Origin of the sequence: Pseudoalteromonas sp. KG3, from assembly GCF_030436385.1 — a bacterium.
GTDB lineage: Bacteria > Pseudomonadota > Gammaproteobacteria > Enterobacterales > Alteromonadaceae > Pseudoalteromonas > Pseudoalteromonas prydzensis.
Window position 1 is genome coordinate 2,859,715 of record NZ_CP098523.1, and the last position, 15,286, is coordinate 2,875,000.

Sequence of the window (15,286 nt, forward strand, 5' to 3'; positions counted from 1 at the left end):
GCAAGCTTACCCAGTCAATTTAAAGCAATGCAATAATTGTCCAAATCACATAAATAACAACACTGGGTAGGGCTGCAAAAAGAATCGCTTTGTTTAAGCTGAAATTAGTCCAACATTTGAGACCAATAGCAGCTAAAGCAATTCCCCAGATACTAAAGATATTTAAACTTTCCATCATGGTATAAAATGGATGGCCAAGCTCTAAGCCTAGCAATAATTGATTTATAGAAGCGTAACTAAACAATCTCACCGAGAGTTCGTTGGTCGTTGCCGTAAAAACTAGCGCTATAATGCCGAGACTTGAAATAACCATTGGCATCATGGCCCAAAAACCAAACCCATACCAAGCGCCATAACCATACTCAGCATCTGGATCTTGTTTTGATACCAATAGATAATATCCAGCGAGCAATGCATTTATAATTATGAGTCCGAAGATACCTCCGCCAATGGCAAACCACACTTGGTTATCAATACTTTGCTCCATGCTTTGGCGAATCATTTTCTGTTCGCCAATTGTGGCGTCTACGCTGGCCGCAGCAATTTGCTCTTCTAAAATAAATTGCGTATCTGCGTGACTGTAAAATACATAAGTACTAATAACGAGTGCTGCGGCTATGAGTGTAAAAGCAAGCCAAGACCAACCTCTTGCGTCTTTTAAACCGTTAAAAGCTTTACTTGGGCTGATAAAAATATCAACGCAAGCAGTTAGGGCGTTTGATGATTTCATTGTTATTATTCCTTTTTAGCCATTATATTGGTACATACATTATTGCTATTAATACCTTATTAAGTCGGTAGAATAAAGCATAACCCTTGCATAAATACGGTTAAAATGTAACGGTTTATTAACGTTCGCTTAATTGTTGAGATATTAATTAATAAAATGAAGGTAGAGATGAACAACGTAGAACGAAAAATAGATGAGTTAGTGCTTGGTTTTTGGCGACTACTTGATTGGCAAGTTTCACCACAACAATGTTTAACGTTTCTTGAGCAAGCTATTGAGGCGGGCGTAAAACATACCGATCATGCTGATATTTATGGTGAATATGGTTGCGAGGCCGAATTTGGCAAAGCTTTGGCACTAAAGCCGAGTATCCGTGATGAGATTAAAATTATTACCAAGTGCGGTATTAAACCAGCATTCCCGAGTCTCGGTTTAGCAGGCCAAGCTAATCATTATGATTCAAGTGCACAGCATATCATTGCCTCAGCACAGCGCTCTCTTAAACATTTTAATACTGACCGTTTAGATGTTTTACTTATTCACCGCCCTGATTACTTGATGGATGCCGATGAGGTAGCTCAAGCATTTACTACCCTGAAGCAAAATGGCGATGTATTGGAGTTTGGTGTATCTAACTTTACCCCTTCACAATTGAGCTTATTACAATCGCGTTTAGATTTTGAGTTAGTGACAAACCAGATTGAGTTTTCACCTTATGAAATGAAAGTACTCGATGATGGAAGTTTAGACCAATGCCAGTTATTGGGTATTAAACCAATGTGTTGGTCACCGCTTGCAGGTGGACGTTTATTTGCTGAAAACGATGAAAAAGCTATTCGTTTGCGTCATGTACTCGAACAAGTAGGCAGTGAAATAGGTGCAAGTTCAATAGATCAAGTCGTATATACATGGTTATTAATGCACCCAAGCAGCCCATCAGTGGTACTGGGCACAGGTAATATTGCACGAGTTAAATCAGCTGTTGCCGCTAAACAATTAAAGCTTAGCCGAGAGCAATGGTATCGTATTTGGCAAGGTTCTACAGGGCATAGCGTGCCATAGGAGTGGTAAGTTTTAAGCAGCCTGAGTTTAAGGTAAGCCTTGACATAAAATCTGGATTGATTAGTTTCTTTGACTTATGGCTTACCGCTTACCAAGATCGAGAAAGGGCCTTTCGGCCCTTAGTGTTGCAGCAAGTAACACATTCTTTTTATAGGCTAAAATCCATTGCAAAAGCAACGTAAGCCTTAATATCACTGTCATCCATATCGGTATCTGAGAGGCCAAAGGTAAAGCCATCTTTAGAGATAGATACGCCGTAGTCTATGATGTCGTCATCACCAATAAAGTCACCTGAGTAATGACCTAAGTGTAAAGCCATTTCAGTACCATTACTGCCAATTGCAAAACCGTAATCTGCAGTTAGGTATAGCGAATCACCAAAGTCTGTACCATCGCCACTTGCCGCTGATGTTGCAAGTACTGATGCACCAAAACTAAAGGCACCCATGCTGATGCTGCCGTAAATTTCTGAAAAGTCTGCATCGGCGCCAGAAGCTGCATCAGGGTAAGCGTAATAGATGTAGCCAACGTCGTAGCTCATGTTTTCATTAATATCGCCACCAAAACCAGCGTAAAGGTCAAGCTCGTAGGTCATTTCATCGGCCCAGCTGGCGTTAGACGCCCAAGTTCCGGCATAAAAACCTGACTCGCTAGCGTAATCAATACCGCCTGATATAGCTGCGTCACCGCCAGTTTGTTCTTGGCCACGCCATAAGTAGTTTGATGTTGCTGCCGCATTGGCAGTTACTTCTGCATAAGCTGCTGTAGATGTAGCGGCCATAAATGCAAGGGTGCTGATAGCAATCGCTGATTTTAGTTTTAACATGTTTGGTATCCTGTTGTTATGCTGATTTTTTGGTTCGCAATTATTTATTAGATTGCAGTCTAGTAATTGCTGATCCCATTTCTAGTTGTCTAATAGGATATTTGCACTGCTTGTGCCAAGTTAAATGAAAAGCTCTAAATTAAATTTAAAATCTATTGAAAACATCTGGTTAAATTCAGTGCTTAGAGGAGGGATATAATCATGGTTGCTTGTTACGCACTTAGTTGGTGCATAAAAAAACCCGCATGCACAAATCAGTTGCAGCGGGTTTTTGTATTCTTTACTGTGGTTTAACCAAATATAGTACGCATCAGGCTGATGGTCTCAGCAACGCCACGGCCTTTTTGTACTTCGCTGATAATAGAATCACGTTTTGCGCGGATATGCTCAGGCATATCATCGGCAGCAAGGGCGCGGTCAACCAGTATTTCAGCTGACTCTTTGCCACGGCGCACTTTTTTAGTGGTGCTGCTAGTAGTACGCTTTGGTTTACTCAATAACTTGATGTAATTTGAGTTTTCAGCACTGTTGGTGTCTGCATAATAGAAAAAGCACGGAACTAGCGCTTTGATTGCCACAAGTTGTTGATCCAGTTCGCTGTCACCATTGGCCATTTTAAACCAAGACATAGCATGAATCGCTTGCACAATATCTTGCCAATAGCGTGCAAAATCACGATTGTTTAATTTGGTTATCGCTAACGCTGCACATAAGGCATCTAAGCGTGAGTTGTTTAGCGGTGTAAATACATCAGGGCGACGCATGGCCAATAAACGAGTTGCCGGTGCTAAGGTTGGCTTTTCATTGTTGTCAGTAAAAGCGTGTACGTATTTTAGCACAAACTCTTGGTAATCAGCTTCGGTTACTTCGCCTTCAAGAGGAATATGCGCTAACGCCTCATCAAATAAAGCAGGAAGGTCAGCAAGCATTTGATGGAAAGCCTTGGCGCTCTTTGTTGAACTAAACCATTCAACATCAAAGTTATAGCTGCTTGGATCAAGCGATGAAGTATGTTTACCAGTAAAGGTTAATAAATCTTCAGGGATCATTTCTTTTAATGATTGCTCACGAATACCAGCAATATACTGGGTCAGACGCAATTGCTCATCAAGCGCTAATACGTCTTTATGTTGCTCAATAAATACACTGACCACAGGCCAAGGTGCAACACGTAATGTTTTCAATTGTAAGAAGCTAATAGCTGAAACGAGTAACTCATTAAGCTTTTTTAAAATAGGTAACTGATTGGTTTCTAGTAAATCATGATTAATACGGTCACGGCTAGCATTGAGCAATTCATAGCACCAACCTAAGAAGTCTTCAGGATGATTTTCTATTTTCACCGCCATCAGGTTTAAGCTGATTTCAGAAGCCTGCTTTAGAATATTTTGATAAATATGGCCTTCTTGTTCGCCTAATGCCATTTGTGAAGGTGAAATGAGCAGTTTTTTCATGCCTGATGGTACTCCGGTTAGATACATTTTTCATGTTGTTCAATTTTAGCGCAAAACGCCCTAAAACAACAGGGCTGTGCATCATACCGAAGAATAGAAGGGATGCAATCAAGATAGTTCTGAAAATCTCAAGATTGCATCATTGCTGTATTAATCGTGCTCATCGAGTATAAATAGACTCTCAACCGAGGTATTAAAGTGCAGTGCTATTTTCAACGCAATGATCACCGACGGTGTAAAGCGCGATGTTTCGACCGTACTAATGGTTTTGCGCGAAACATTAATCGCATCGGCTAGTTCTTGCTGCGATAGCCCCGCGGCTTTGCGAAATTCTGCTATATGGTTTTGCACATTAACTCCTAATCACGACTTTGCCAAAGCAGTGAGACGCCATATACCAAAAGCATAACTCCCATATAGATCATCGCCATAGTTGCATGGGAAACTTCGTTGGCAAAGTTATCACTTGTAAAATAAACTCCACCCATGCAAAACGAGAGTGCTATACCTGAATGTTTATAAGCAATTGTATCTATGGCATTCAAGAATTCATCTTTATAGGTAAAACTAAAGCTTCTACTAAGTGAAAAACCCCCTCGAGTGAAAAATATAGTCAATATAACTATAAAAAGCAGAGGGCCGACAACTAAAAGCCATGGAGCAGCACTTAATTGTTTTATTAATGGGTAAGCACTAGCGAATAAAAATGAGCAGGCGATAAATATAGAAAACCATGCATTATGGCTCATAAATTTTTCTTCGGTTTTAATATCTTGTTGCTTCATACATTTCATCCTTTGAAAGATTGTAACCTACAGGTATCAATGTAACCTTGAGGTATCATTTGGTCAAGTTATTTTTGTAACCTAAAGGTATCAAAATGTTTCAAGGTGAATTTATATTGCAGGTGTAACAGCGAGGAAATGGCTTTTTTATAGCTATAGCAATGATTTTAATGCTAACTCCCGCTATGATAAGAGTATTATTTGCACATTTGAAAGGACCATCATGAAAACCTTATTTAAAGTTATTGGCGTTATACTGTTATTGCTTGTTGCTTTAATCGTTGCAGCGCCGTTTTTAATCCCTACCGATGCAATCTTTAACAAAGTTTCGCAACAGGTAGAGCAAACCACAGGGCGAGCTCTGACCATTAAAGGTGACAAAACCTTATCTGTTTTTCCGTCATTAAAACTTGAGCTTGAAGATGTGCACTTTGCCAATATGAAAACGGGCTCACGCGCTGATATGGCAAGCATGCAGCAACTGGCAATTCATATTCCGTGGTTTTCGCTATTTGGTGGTGAACTGAAACTAGAAAAGTTTGTGATCAATGAACCAAATATTCTGCTTGAAACAGATAAAAATGGTAAAGCAAACTGGCAATTATTTGATGCGGTTGCAGAGCAGCCAGCAGCGCAGCAACAAAATAGTGGCCCAGTTAAGCTACCTGAAAACTTTGATATTGAATTAGGTGAAGTGGCCATTTACGGCGGTAAGTTTGTATACTTAGATGGTGCGACTGGCGTTAAGCAAGAGATCAGCGATCTTGAGTTAGCGATTTTACTGCCTTCATTACATAAAACATTAGCGGTGAAAGGCGCAATTACTTATATGCAAGAGCGCTTTGAACTGGATGTAACGGTTGATAACCCAGCTAAAGCCATTGCAGGTGATACCTTTAATGTGACTAAAAGTGTGACTTCTCGATTGGTCGATGTTGAGTTTAAAGGCTCAATTGCTGAGCAAGGCAAAGATATTCAAGGTCAATTAGCACTTAGCGGTGATTCCGTTAAAGATATTGCTAAATGGCAAGGAGTAGAGCTGAACGCTAAAGAAAGCGCATTTAATGCCTTTAGCGTTAGCGGTAAAATGCGCATGCAAGGTGACAAGTTTAACCTAGCTGAATTAGTTGCGACATTGGATTCGTTAGAGATCAAGGGTAAAAGTGAGTTAAACCTTGGCAAGCGCCTAGCTGTTACGGCAGATATTGATTTAGGCATGCTTGATTTAAATCCATACCTACCAGAAGCGGTTGCACAAACTGAAGCGCCAGAGCCTGCAAAGGATGCTCCCGCGCAGCCAATTGTTTGGGATGACACAAAAATGGATTTAAGTGGCTTAAATGCCCTTGATGCTAATGTCGTGATCCGCTCAAGTGGTTTAAAAGCGAATGAAATAAAGCTAGGTGCCAATCAGTTTACAGTTAATCTTAAAAACGCGGTTGCTTCCGTTAGTCTAGATAAATTTGCCGCTTACGAAGGTAATGGTAAAGGCACAATAACGGTTAATGCGAAACAAGCACCATATAAAATTGCCACCAACTTCTCATTAGATAAAATCGATGCCCAACCATTGCTAACCGATGCTGCTGGTTTTGATAAGCTAATGGGTAAAGGCTCGTTAAATTGGGACTTAGCAACATCAGGTCAGAGCCAAAAAGACTTTATGAGTGCTCTGCAAGGCAAATTGGCATTTGAGTTTGCCGATGGTGCAGTCAAAGGTGCCAATATCGCTGAAATGGTACGCAAAGGTAAAGAGCTAATTAAAGGCAACCTTGGAGCAGTATCAGAAGGGCTAGATACTGGCTTTGATAATTCCCAGCAAACCGATTTCTCAGCACTGACTGGTAGTTTTAACTTTACCAATGGCGTTGGCAAGAATACGGATCTTAGTTTACTAAGCCCGTTAGTACGTATCAGTGGTGAAGGAGATATAAACCTTCCAGCTACGACGGTTAACTATCGCTTAGTCACTGGCATTGTTGATTCACTTGAGGGGCAGGGCACGACAGATGATAGCACTGGCTTTAAAATACCGGTGCGTATCAAAGGACCATTCCATGATGTTGGCATTAGTTTAGACGTAAGCAAAGCCGCAGAAGACGAAGTTAAAGAAAAAGCAAAAGATAAAATTAAAGATAAATTAAAAGGTTTATTTGGCAATTAAGCCGATTTTATTCGGTGATAAAACAATCAGGGCATAAATTTGCCTTGATTGTTTTATAATCAATGAAAAAATAGCAAAAACTGTTTGCCAAGCAAAATAACCACCCTCGTATTTCTAAATTAATTAAAAAATAACCTACCACTACCCCTCCAATGCTGATACAATTGCCCGCCCTTGGAATGCAACTAGATTGTTTTTCGAGTGGTTTTTAACCTAAATGCCTTGATTTTAAACGATTTAAGGCAGTTGTAATAACTACACCGGAGGTCATTAACATGATCCAAATGCAAACTCAGCTGGAAGTTGCTGATAACAGCGGCGCTCGCAAAGTGCAGTGTATTAAAGTCTTAGGCGGTTCGCACCGTCGTTATGCAGCGATTGGTGACATCATTAAAGTTTCTGTTAAAGAAGCAATTCCTCGCGGTAAAGTGAAGAAAGGTGATGTTAAAAACGCGGTAGTTGTGCGTACTAAGAAAGGCGTTCGTCGTCCAGATGGTTCTTTGATCCGTTTTGACAGCAATGCGGCTGTTATCTTAAATGATAACTTGCAGCCAATTGGTACACGTATTTTCGGCCCTGTGACTCGCGAACTTCGTAATGATAAGTTCATGAAAATCGTTTCACTAGCCCCAGAAGTACTGTAAGGAGTCAATCATGGCAGCAAAAATCCGTCGTGATGACGAAGTAATCGTTCTAGCAGGTAAAGACAAAGGTAAGCGCGGCAAAGTGCTTTCAGTTGTTACCGAGTCTGGTCGAGTATTTGTCGAAGGCATTAACTTAATCAAGAAGCACCAAAAGCCGGTTCCACAATTGAACCAGCCTGGCGGCATTGTTGAGAAAGAAGCGTCTATTGACGTATCAAACGTTGCGATCTTCAACTCGGAAACGAGTAAAGCAGATCGTGTAGGTTTCAAGATTGAAGATGGTAAGAAATTACGTATCTTTAAATCTACTGGTAAAACTATCTAATAGTTGGAGTAGAATGATGGCGAAACTGCATGAAGTATATAAAGACAAAGTAGTTGCTGAACTTCAAGAGAAGTTTGGTTTCAGCTCTGTCATGCAAGTCCCTCAGATCGAAAAGATCACATTGAATATGGGTGTGGGCGAAGCCCTAGCTGACAAGAAAATTTTAGATAACGCTGTTGCGGATCTAGAAGCTATTGCTGGTCAGAAGCCACTTATTACTAAAGCACGCAAATCTGTTGCTGGCTTTAAAGTACGTGAAGGCTACCCAATTGGCTGTAAAGTAACCTTACGCGGCGAGCGTATGTGGGACTTTTTTGAGCGTTTGGTTTCAATCGCTATCCCACGTATCCGTGACTTCCGTGGTGTGAGTGCTAAGTCTTTTGATGGACGTGGTAACTACAGCATGGGCGTACGTGAACAAATCATCTTCCCAGAAATTGATTATGATAAAGTAGACCGTGTACGCGGTATGGATATCACAATCACTACATCTGCGAAAACAGATGAGGAAGGCCGTGCGTTGTTAGAAGCGTTTAACTTCCCATTCAAGAAATAAGGGTAGGGTTATGGCAAAGAATTCTATGAAAGCGCGCGAAGCAAAGCGCACGAAATTAGTTGCTCAGTTCGCTGAAAAGCGCGCAGCACTAAAAGCTATCATCAGCGATGTGAAAACATCTGACGATGATCGTTGGGACGCGGTATTAAAGCTACAAGCTTTACCACGTGATTCTAGCCCTGCACGTCAACGTAATCGTTGTAACATTACGGGCCGCCCACATGGTTACCTTCGCAAATTCGGCATGAGCCGTATTAAAGTTCGCGAAGCAGCTATGCGCGGTGAAATTCCTGGCCTTAAAAAGGCTAGCTGGTAATAGAATCACGGGAGTAAGACTATGAGCTTGCAAGATCCTATCGCGGATTTGTTCACACGTATCCGTAACGGTCAGTCAGCGAAGAAAGTATCTGTAACGATGCCTAATTCAAAACTGAAAGTAGCATTAGCTAAAGTATTAAAAGATGAAGGTTACATCACTGATTTCGCAGTAAGCGGCGATGTTAAACCTGAGCTTTCTATCGAGTTGAAATACTTCGAAGGCAAAGCTGTTATTGAAAATATCCAGCGTGTTAGCCGCCCTGGTTTACGTATCTATAAGAGACGTGACGAATTACCAAAGGTAATGGGTGGTCTAGGTATCGCTATCGTATCAACTTCTAAAGGCCTAATGACAGACCGCGCCGCACGTAGTGCTGGTGTTGGTGGTGAAATCATTGGTTTTGTAGCTTAATCGGAGGGGAACTATGTCTCGCATAGCAAAGGCACCAATTAATGTTCCTGCCGGTGTAGAAGTTACATTAAAAGGCCAGGACATCACAGTTAAAGGCAAAAACGGCGAATTAACGCGTACTATCAACGATGCAGTTGAAGTACAACTTAATGACAACGTTATTACAACTTTACCTCGTGAAGGCGTAGCCAATGCATGGGCACAAGCAGGTACTGCTCGCGCTCTAATCAACAACATGGTTGTTGGTACGCATGAAGGTTACGAGAAGAAACTTCAGTTAGTAGGCGTTGGTTACCGTGCTGCAGCTAAGGGTAAAACATTAGATTTAACTCTTGGTTTCTCACACCCAGTTAATTTCGCAGTTCCTGAAGGAATTACGATTGAAACTCCAAGCCAAACAGAAGTTCTAGTTAAGGGCGTAGATAAGCAGTTAGTTGGTCAAACAGCTGCTAACATTCGTGCATACCGTAAACCTGAGCCTTATAAAGGTAAAGGTGTTCGTTATTCAGATGAGAATGTACGCCGTAAAGAGGCTAAGAAGAAGTAAGGTAAGACGATGGATAAAAAAACAGCTCGTCTACGTCGTGCTAAACGCACTCGTAGAAATTATATTGAACAAGGCACAACGCGTCTTGTTATCCACCGCACGCCACGTCACATTTACGCTCAAGTTGTAAACGCTGAGGGTAATGTACTGGCTGCTGCTTCTACTGTTGAAAAAGCTATTAGCGAAACAGTTAAAGGCACAGGCAACGTTGCAGCTGCACAAGCAGTTGGTAAAGCGGTTGCTGAACGTGCGGCTGACAAAGGCATCGAAAAGATTGCTTTTGATCGCAGTGGCTTTAAATATCACGGCCGTGTGAAGGCGCTAGCAGATGCTGCGCGTGAAGCCGGTTTGCAATTCTAGGAGTAGACAATGGCTAACGTAGAAGCAAAGCAACAACAGCCTGATCTAGCTGAAAAGCTAATCGCGGTGAACCGTGTGTCTAAAGTAGTTAAAGGTGGTCGTATCTTTAGCTTCACTGCACTAACTGTAGTTGGTGACGGCGCAGGTAAAGTAGGTTTCGGTTATGGTAAAGCACGTGAAGTTCCAGCTGCTATTCAAAAAGCAATGGAAAAAGCACGTCGTAACATGATCAACGTAGACCTAAATGGCAACACATTACAGCATCCTGTTAAAGGACGTCATGCTGGCTCTCTTGTGTTTATGAAACCAGCCTCTGAAGGTACTGGTATCATCGCAGGTGGTGCTATGCGTGCAGTACTAGAAGTTACTGGTGTGCAGAACGTACTTTCTAAATGTTACGGTTCTACTAACCCGATCAACGTTGTACGTGCAACGATCTCAGCTCTTGAGAATATGAATTCTCCTCAGTCGATCGCTGCAAAACGTGGTCTTCGAGTAGACGAGATTCTGGGGTAAACCATGGCTAATAAAACTGTAAAAGTAACACAAGTAAAGAGCTCTATCGGTCGTTTACCGAAGCATAAAGCTACATTACGCGGTCTTGGTTTACGTCGTATCAATCACACTGTTGAGTTGGAAGACACAGCATGTGTACGTGGTATGATCAACCAAGTTTCATACATGGTTAAGGTTGAGGGGTAATTCGAATGCATTTGAATACACTTTCTCCTGCTGCAGGATCTAAATCTGCTGGTAAACGTGTTGGTCGTGGTATCGGTTCTGGTCTTGGTAAGACTGGTGGCCGTGGTCACAAAGGTCAAAAATCACGTTCTGGCGGTAAAGTACGCGTTGGTTTTGAAGGCGGTCAAATGCCTATGCAACGTCGTCTGCCTAAGTTTGGTTTCACTTCTCGCAAATCTTTAGTATCTGCAGAAATTAACCTATACGAAATCGCTAAAGTTGAAGGCGATGTGGTAGACCTAGGTACGTTACAGGCAGCTGGTCTAGTTAAAAAGAACGTTCTGTTCGTTAAAGTTGTTAAATCTGGCGAAGTTTCACGCGCTGTTACCGTTAAAGGCCTTAAAGCCTCTAAAGGTGCTCGCGAAGCTATCGAAGCCGCCGGAGGCAAGGTAGAAGACTAAGGAAGTACTAATGGCTAAACCAGGTCAAGATATACAAAGTGCACAAAGTGGGCTTTCGGAATTGAAACGTCGATTACTATTCGTATTGGGCGCTATCATTATTTACCGTCTAGGTTCATTTGTGCCAATCCCTGGGATTGACGCCGCTGTACTTGCCGATTTCTTCGAGCAACAAAAGGGCACCATTGTTGAAATGTTTAACATGTTCAGCGGTGGTGCGCTTGAGCGCGCTTCGGTGTTAGCACTGGGTATAATGCCTTACATCACAGCTTCAATTATTACGCAACTATTAACGCATATGTATCCTCCGTTTATAGAGCTTAAGAAAGAAGGTGAACAAGGTCGTAAGAAAATTAGCCAGTACACACGCTACGGCACGCTCTTGCTTGCTACTATCCAATCAATCGGTATTGCCACAAGCTTACCGGGTATGATGGACGGGTTAGTTGTTAACCCTGGTCTCGGATTCTATTTCACCGCAGTGGTGAGTTTAGTAACCGGTACTATGTTCCTGATGTGGTTGGGCGAGCAAATAACTGAACGTGGTATCGGTAACGGTATCTCAGTTCTGATATTTGTTGGTATTGTAGCTAACCTGCCGTCTGCTATTGGTTCGACAGCCGAAATGGCGCGCCAAGGTGATTTACATGTTTTAGCACTGTTATTGATTGCGGTAATCGTATTCGCTGTTACTTATCTTGTAGTGTTCTTTGAACGTGGACAACGTCGTATCGTCGTTAACTACGCAAAGCGCCAACAAGGTCGTCAAGTATTTGCTGCCCAAAGCACGCATTTACCACTAAAAGTAAACATGGCGGGTGTTATTCCACCAATCTTTGCTAGCAGTATAATTCTGTTCCCTGGTACTATTGCCAGCTGGTTCGGCCAGGGTGAAGGTCCTGTCGCTGATGTGCTACAAGCGATTGCTACAACGTTGACTCCAGGTCAGCCTTTGTATGCAATAGTTTTAGCTGCGGCTATTATCTTCTTCTGCTTTTTCTATACAGCGTTGGTGTTTAACCCACGTGAAACAGCAGATAACCTGAAAAAATCTGGCGCATTTATCCCAGGTATTCGTCCAGGCGAGCAGACATCGAAATACATTGATAAAGTGATGACACGCCTGACATTGGCAGGTGCTTTGTATATAACCTTTATCTGTCTGGTGCCCGAATTCATGACGATGGCATGGCAAACGCCATTCTACTTCGGCGGTACATCAATTTTGATTATCGTTGTTGTCATCATGGACTTTATGGCACAAGTACAGACTCATATGATGTCTCATCAATATGATTCTGTGCTGAAAAAAGCGAACCTTAAAGGCTACGGTCGATAAGGTCAGTTTACGGAGTTGAGCAATGAAAGTACGTGCTTCCGTTAAGAAAATATGCCGTAACTGTAAAGTTATTAAACGTGCCGGTGTTGTACGTGTAATTTGCAGTGAGCCTAAGCATAAGCAAAGGCAAGGTTAATTAATAAGTCGTGCAGGCTGAGGTTTCTCGGCCTGTGTTTTCAATTGTGATTTGGTCTTCGTTTGAGTATCCTTACGGGCTCTTCAAACAGATGATAACCAAATTCAAATATAGGAGATGTGTTAGTGGCCCGTATCGCTGGCATTAACGTCCCTGATCATAAACATGCAGTTATTGGTTTAACAGCTATTTATGGCATAGGTAAGACTCGCTCTAAGGCTATCTTAGTAGCGACTGGTATCGCCGAAACCACAAAAATCGGTGAACTTTCAGACGAAACACTTGACGTACTTCGTGAAGAAGTTGGCAAGTACACTGTAGAAGGTGATCTTCGTCGTGAAGTTACTTTGAATATCAAGCGCCTTATGGACCTTGGTTGTTACCGTGGCCTACGTCACCGTCGCTCTTTACCACTACGTGGTCAAAGAACAAAGACTAACGCGCGTACCCGTAAGGGTCCTCGTAAGCCTATTAAGCGATAAGGGGATAGTATTATGGCTAAGACACCAATTCGTCGTAAAAAGGTTAAAAAGCAAGTTGCTGATGGTATGGCTCATGTTCATGCTTCTTTCAACAACACTATTGTTACAATTACCGACCGTCAAGGTAATGCACTATCATGGGCTACTGCCGGTGGTTCAGGTTTCCGTGGTTCACGTAAATCTACACCATTCGCTGCTCAGGTTGCTGCAGAGCGTGCAGGTACTGCTGCTCAAGAATACGGTTTAAAAAATCTAGAAGTTTTCATCAAAGGTCCAGGTCCAGGTCGTGAATCTGCTGTACGTGCTTTGAATGCTGCTGGTTACCGTATCACCAACATCACTGACGTGACGCCAATACCACACAATGGTTGTCGTCCACCGAAGAAACGTCGCGTTTAACAATAGGTTAGGAGAAATAACATGGCAAGATATTTGGGCCCTAAGCTCAAGCTGAGTCGTCGTGAAGGTACTGACCTGTTCCTTAAGAGCGGCGTAAGAGCTATCGACTCTAAGTGTAAACTTGAGACTGCACCTGGTCAGCACGGCGCTCGTAAAGGTCGCTTATCTGATTACGGTTTACAATTACGTGAAAAGCAAAAAGTACGTCGTATCTACGGTGTATTAGAAAAGCAATTCCGTAACTACTACAAAGAAGCTGCTCGCCTTAAAGGCAACACAGGTGAAAACTTGTTACAGCTTTTAGAGCAACGTTTAGACAATGTTGTATACCGCATGGGTTTTGCTAGCACACGTGCAGAAGCACGTCAGTTAGTAAGCCACAAAGCGGTTTTAGTTAATGGTCGTGTTGTGAACATTCCTTCATTCGTAATTACTCCAGAAGATGTAGTAGTTATCCGTGAAAAGTCTAAGACACAAGCTCGTATCATCGCTGCTCTAGAACTAGCCGAGCAACGTGAAAAACCGACTTGGGTTGAAGTTGACGGTAAGAAAATGGAAGGTAATTTTAAACGCCTACCAGAGCGTTCAGACCTGTCTGCGGACATCAATGAACAACTAATCGTCGAACTTTACTCTAAGTAAAGTTAAGAGTTAAGAGAGGATAAAATGCAGGGTTCTGTTACAGAATTTCTAAAACCAAGGTTAGTCGATATCGACGCTATTAACCCAACTCGTTCTAAAGTCGTTTTAGAGCCATTAGAGCGTGGCTTCGGTCATACTCTTGGGAATGCCTTACGCCGTATACTTCTTTCGTCAATGCCAGGATGTGCAGTAACCGAAGTTGAAATCGACGGTGTGTTGCACGAATACAGCGCGAAAGAAGGCGTACAAGAAGACATCATTGAAATTCTGTTAAATCTTAAAGGTCTAGCAGTTACTTTGGAAGGTAAAGATGAAGTTTTTCTTACCCTGACTAAGTCTGGTGTAGGCCCTGTGACTGCGGCTGATATTCAGCACGATGGCGATGTAACCATTGCTAACCCAGAACATGTTATTTGTCATTTAACGGCAGATAACAGTGCGATCAGCATGAGAATTCGTGTTGAACGTGGTCGTGGGTATGTGCCGGCATCTAGCCGTTTATCCTCTGATGACGATGAGCGTCCAATTGGTAGATTGTTGCTTGATGCATCATTTAGTCCTGTTGAACGTATTGCGTACTCGGTTGAATCAGCACGTGTTGAACAACGTACAGACTTAGACAAGTTAATCATTGATATGGAAACAAACGGCACTATCGATCCAGAAGAAGCGATCCGCCGTGCGTCTACTATCTTAGCTGAGCAGCTAGAAGCATTCGTAGATTTACGTGATGTTACTGAGCCAGAAGAGAAAGAAGAGAAGCCAGAATTCGATCCTATTCTACTTCGTCCAGTTGATGATCTTGAACTAACAGTGCGTTCAGCAAACTGTTTGAAAGCCGAGCAAATTCAATATATCGGTGATTTAGTTCAGCGCACAGAAGTCGAGCTTCTTAAAACGCCTAACTTAGGCAAGAAGTCTCTGACTGAAATTAAAGACGTGCTAGCTTCACGTGGTCTATCT

General features: G+C 42.2%; 23 protein-coding genes (1 of these 23 cut by a window edge). 18 read left to right on the forward strand and 5 right to left on the reverse strand.

All coding sequences use genetic code 11. The features are described from left to right. Nucleotides 1-19 precede the first annotated feature (19 nt). Nucleotides 20-730, reverse strand: a complete 711-nt coding sequence (locus NDQ71_RS13565; RefSeq protein WP_064668474.1) for a YIP1 family protein — start codon at nt 728-730, stop codon at nt 20-22. A gap of 168 nt (nt 731-898) precedes the next feature. On the opposite strand from NDQ71_RS13565, the gene NDQ71_RS13570 reads away from it, so the two are divergent. After that, the gene (locus NDQ71_RS13570; RefSeq protein ID WP_192542532.1) at nt 899-1,792 is read left to right on the forward strand and encodes an aldo/keto reductase family oxidoreductase; all 894 of its coding nucleotides are present in this window, start codon (nt 899-901) and stop codon (nt 1,790-1,792) included. 148 nt (nt 1,793-1,940) lie between these two features. Here NDQ71_RS13570 and NDQ71_RS13575 read toward each other — a convergent pair whose 3' ends face one another. From NDQ71_RS13575 to NDQ71_RS13590, 4 genes are all read right to left on the reverse strand, one after another. After that, the gene (locus NDQ71_RS13575; protein ID WP_301561740.1) at nt 1,941-2,618 is read right to left on the reverse strand and encodes a TorF family putative porin; all 678 of its coding nucleotides are present in this window, start codon (nt 2,616-2,618) and stop codon (nt 1,941-1,943) included. 290 nt (nt 2,619-2,908) lie between these two features. Then, nucleotides 2,909-4,072 carry a hypothetical protein gene (locus NDQ71_RS13580; protein ID WP_301561741.1) on the reverse strand — a complete coding sequence of 388 codons (1,164 nt, stop codon included), beginning with the start codon at nt 4,070-4,072 and terminating at the stop codon, nt 2,909-2,911. A gap of 150 nt (nt 4,073-4,222) precedes the next feature. After that, nucleotides 4,223-4,423, reverse strand: coding sequence for a helix-turn-helix transcriptional regulator (locus NDQ71_RS13585; RefSeq protein ID WP_016710191.1), 201 nt, complete (start codon nt 4,421-4,423; stop codon nt 4,223-4,225). 8 nt (nt 4,424-4,431) lie between these two features. Next, on the reverse strand, nt 4,432-4,857 hold the full coding sequence (locus NDQ71_RS13590) for a hypothetical protein (protein WP_283709595.1): 426 nt from the start codon (nt 4,855-4,857) through the stop codon (nt 4,432-4,434). Nucleotides 4,858-5,080: 223 nt separating this feature from the next. Between NDQ71_RS13590 and NDQ71_RS13595 the strand changes: the two genes are divergently transcribed. The 17 genes from NDQ71_RS13595 to rpoA all read left to right on the forward strand — a co-directional run. Further along, entirely contained in the window at nt 5,081-7,021 is a 1,941-nt protein-coding gene (locus NDQ71_RS13595; protein ID WP_301561742.1) for an AsmA family protein, read from the forward strand. Nucleotides 7,022-7,296: 275 nt separating this feature from the next. Continuing rightward, entirely contained in the window at nt 7,297-7,665 is a 369-nt protein-coding gene (gene rplN, locus NDQ71_RS13600; RefSeq protein ID WP_011329449.1) for a 50S ribosomal protein L14, read from the forward strand. Nucleotides 7,666-7,675: 10 nt separating this feature from the next. Next, on the forward strand, nt 7,676-7,990 hold the full coding sequence (gene rplX, locus NDQ71_RS13605) for a 50S ribosomal protein L24 (protein WP_016710194.1): 315 nt from the start codon (nt 7,676-7,678) through the stop codon (nt 7,988-7,990). A 16-nt stretch (nt 7,991-8,006) separates the two neighbouring features. Next, nucleotides 8,007-8,546: a 50S ribosomal protein L5 gene (gene rplE / locus NDQ71_RS13610; protein WP_016710195.1), complete on the forward strand. Its 540-nt coding sequence runs from the start codon at nt 8,007-8,009 to the stop codon at nt 8,544-8,546. Nucleotides 8,547-8,556: 10 nt separating this feature from the next. Then, nucleotides 8,557-8,862 (forward strand): 30S ribosomal protein S14, encoded by a 306-nt coding sequence (gene rpsN, locus NDQ71_RS13615; RefSeq protein ID WP_058562128.1) that lies wholly within the window; start codon nt 8,557-8,559, stop codon nt 8,860-8,862. A 21-nt stretch (nt 8,863-8,883) separates the two neighbouring features. After that, nucleotides 8,884-9,276 carry a 30S ribosomal protein S8 gene (rpsH, locus tag NDQ71_RS13620; RefSeq protein ID WP_064668469.1) on the forward strand — a complete coding sequence of 131 codons (393 nt, stop codon included), beginning with the start codon at nt 8,884-8,886 and terminating at the stop codon, nt 9,274-9,276. 13 nt (nt 9,277-9,289) lie between these two features. Beyond that, nucleotides 9,290-9,823: a 50S ribosomal protein L6 gene (gene rplF / locus NDQ71_RS13625; protein WP_064668468.1), complete on the forward strand. Its 534-nt coding sequence runs from the start codon at nt 9,290-9,292 to the stop codon at nt 9,821-9,823. Nucleotides 9,824-9,832: 9 nt separating this feature from the next. Further along, the gene (gene rplR / locus NDQ71_RS13630) at nt 9,833-10,183 is read left to right on the forward strand and encodes a 50S ribosomal protein L18 (RefSeq protein WP_008115388.1); all 351 of its coding nucleotides are present in this window, start codon (nt 9,833-9,835) and stop codon (nt 10,181-10,183) included. Nucleotides 10,184-10,192: 9 nt separating this feature from the next. Continuing rightward, nucleotides 10,193-10,699 (forward strand): 30S ribosomal protein S5, encoded by a 507-nt coding sequence (rpsE, locus tag NDQ71_RS13635; RefSeq protein WP_002959485.1) that lies wholly within the window; start codon nt 10,193-10,195, stop codon nt 10,697-10,699. Between the two features lie 3 nt (nt 10,700-10,702). Continuing rightward, complete coding sequence (rpmD, locus tag NDQ71_RS13640; RefSeq protein WP_016710201.1) at nt 10,703-10,885, forward strand: 50S ribosomal protein L30; 183 nt, start codon at nt 10,703-10,705, stop codon at nt 10,883-10,885. A gap of 5 nt (nt 10,886-10,890) precedes the next feature. After that, nucleotides 10,891-11,325: a 50S ribosomal protein L15 gene (rplO, locus tag NDQ71_RS13645; protein ID WP_064668467.1), complete on the forward strand. Its 435-nt coding sequence runs from the start codon at nt 10,891-10,893 to the stop codon at nt 11,323-11,325. Between the two features lie 10 nt (nt 11,326-11,335). After that, on the forward strand, nt 11,336-12,664 hold the full coding sequence (gene secY / locus NDQ71_RS13650; RefSeq protein ID WP_064668466.1) for a preprotein translocase subunit SecY: 1,329 nt from the start codon (nt 11,336-11,338) through the stop codon (nt 12,662-12,664). Nucleotides 12,665-12,686: 22 nt separating this feature from the next. Then, nucleotides 12,687-12,800: a 50S ribosomal protein L36 gene (gene rpmJ / locus NDQ71_RS13655; RefSeq protein ID WP_002959476.1), complete on the forward strand. Its 114-nt coding sequence runs from the start codon at nt 12,687-12,689 to the stop codon at nt 12,798-12,800. A 125-nt stretch (nt 12,801-12,925) separates the two neighbouring features. Further along, complete coding sequence (rpsM, locus tag NDQ71_RS13660) at nt 12,926-13,282, forward strand: 30S ribosomal protein S13 (protein WP_016710204.1); 357 nt, start codon at nt 12,926-12,928, stop codon at nt 13,280-13,282. Nucleotides 13,283-13,294: 12 nt separating this feature from the next. Next, nucleotides 13,295-13,681: a 30S ribosomal protein S11 gene (gene rpsK, locus NDQ71_RS13665; RefSeq protein WP_002959471.1), complete on the forward strand. Its 387-nt coding sequence runs from the start codon at nt 13,295-13,297 to the stop codon at nt 13,679-13,681. 21 nt (nt 13,682-13,702) lie between these two features. Next, nucleotides 13,703-14,323 carry a 30S ribosomal protein S4 gene (gene rpsD / locus NDQ71_RS13670; RefSeq protein WP_016710205.1) on the forward strand — a complete coding sequence of 207 codons (621 nt, stop codon included), beginning with the start codon at nt 13,703-13,705 and terminating at the stop codon, nt 14,321-14,323. 24 nt (nt 14,324-14,347) lie between these two features. Next, on the forward strand, nt 14,348-15,286 hold the 5' portion of the coding sequence (gene rpoA, locus NDQ71_RS13675; RefSeq protein ID WP_064668465.1) for a DNA-directed RNA polymerase subunit alpha. Its footprint extends 48 nt past the window's final position; 939 of the gene's 987 nt are visible here — the first part of the coding sequence; it begins with the start codon at nt 14,348-14,350; its stop codon lies beyond the right edge, outside the window.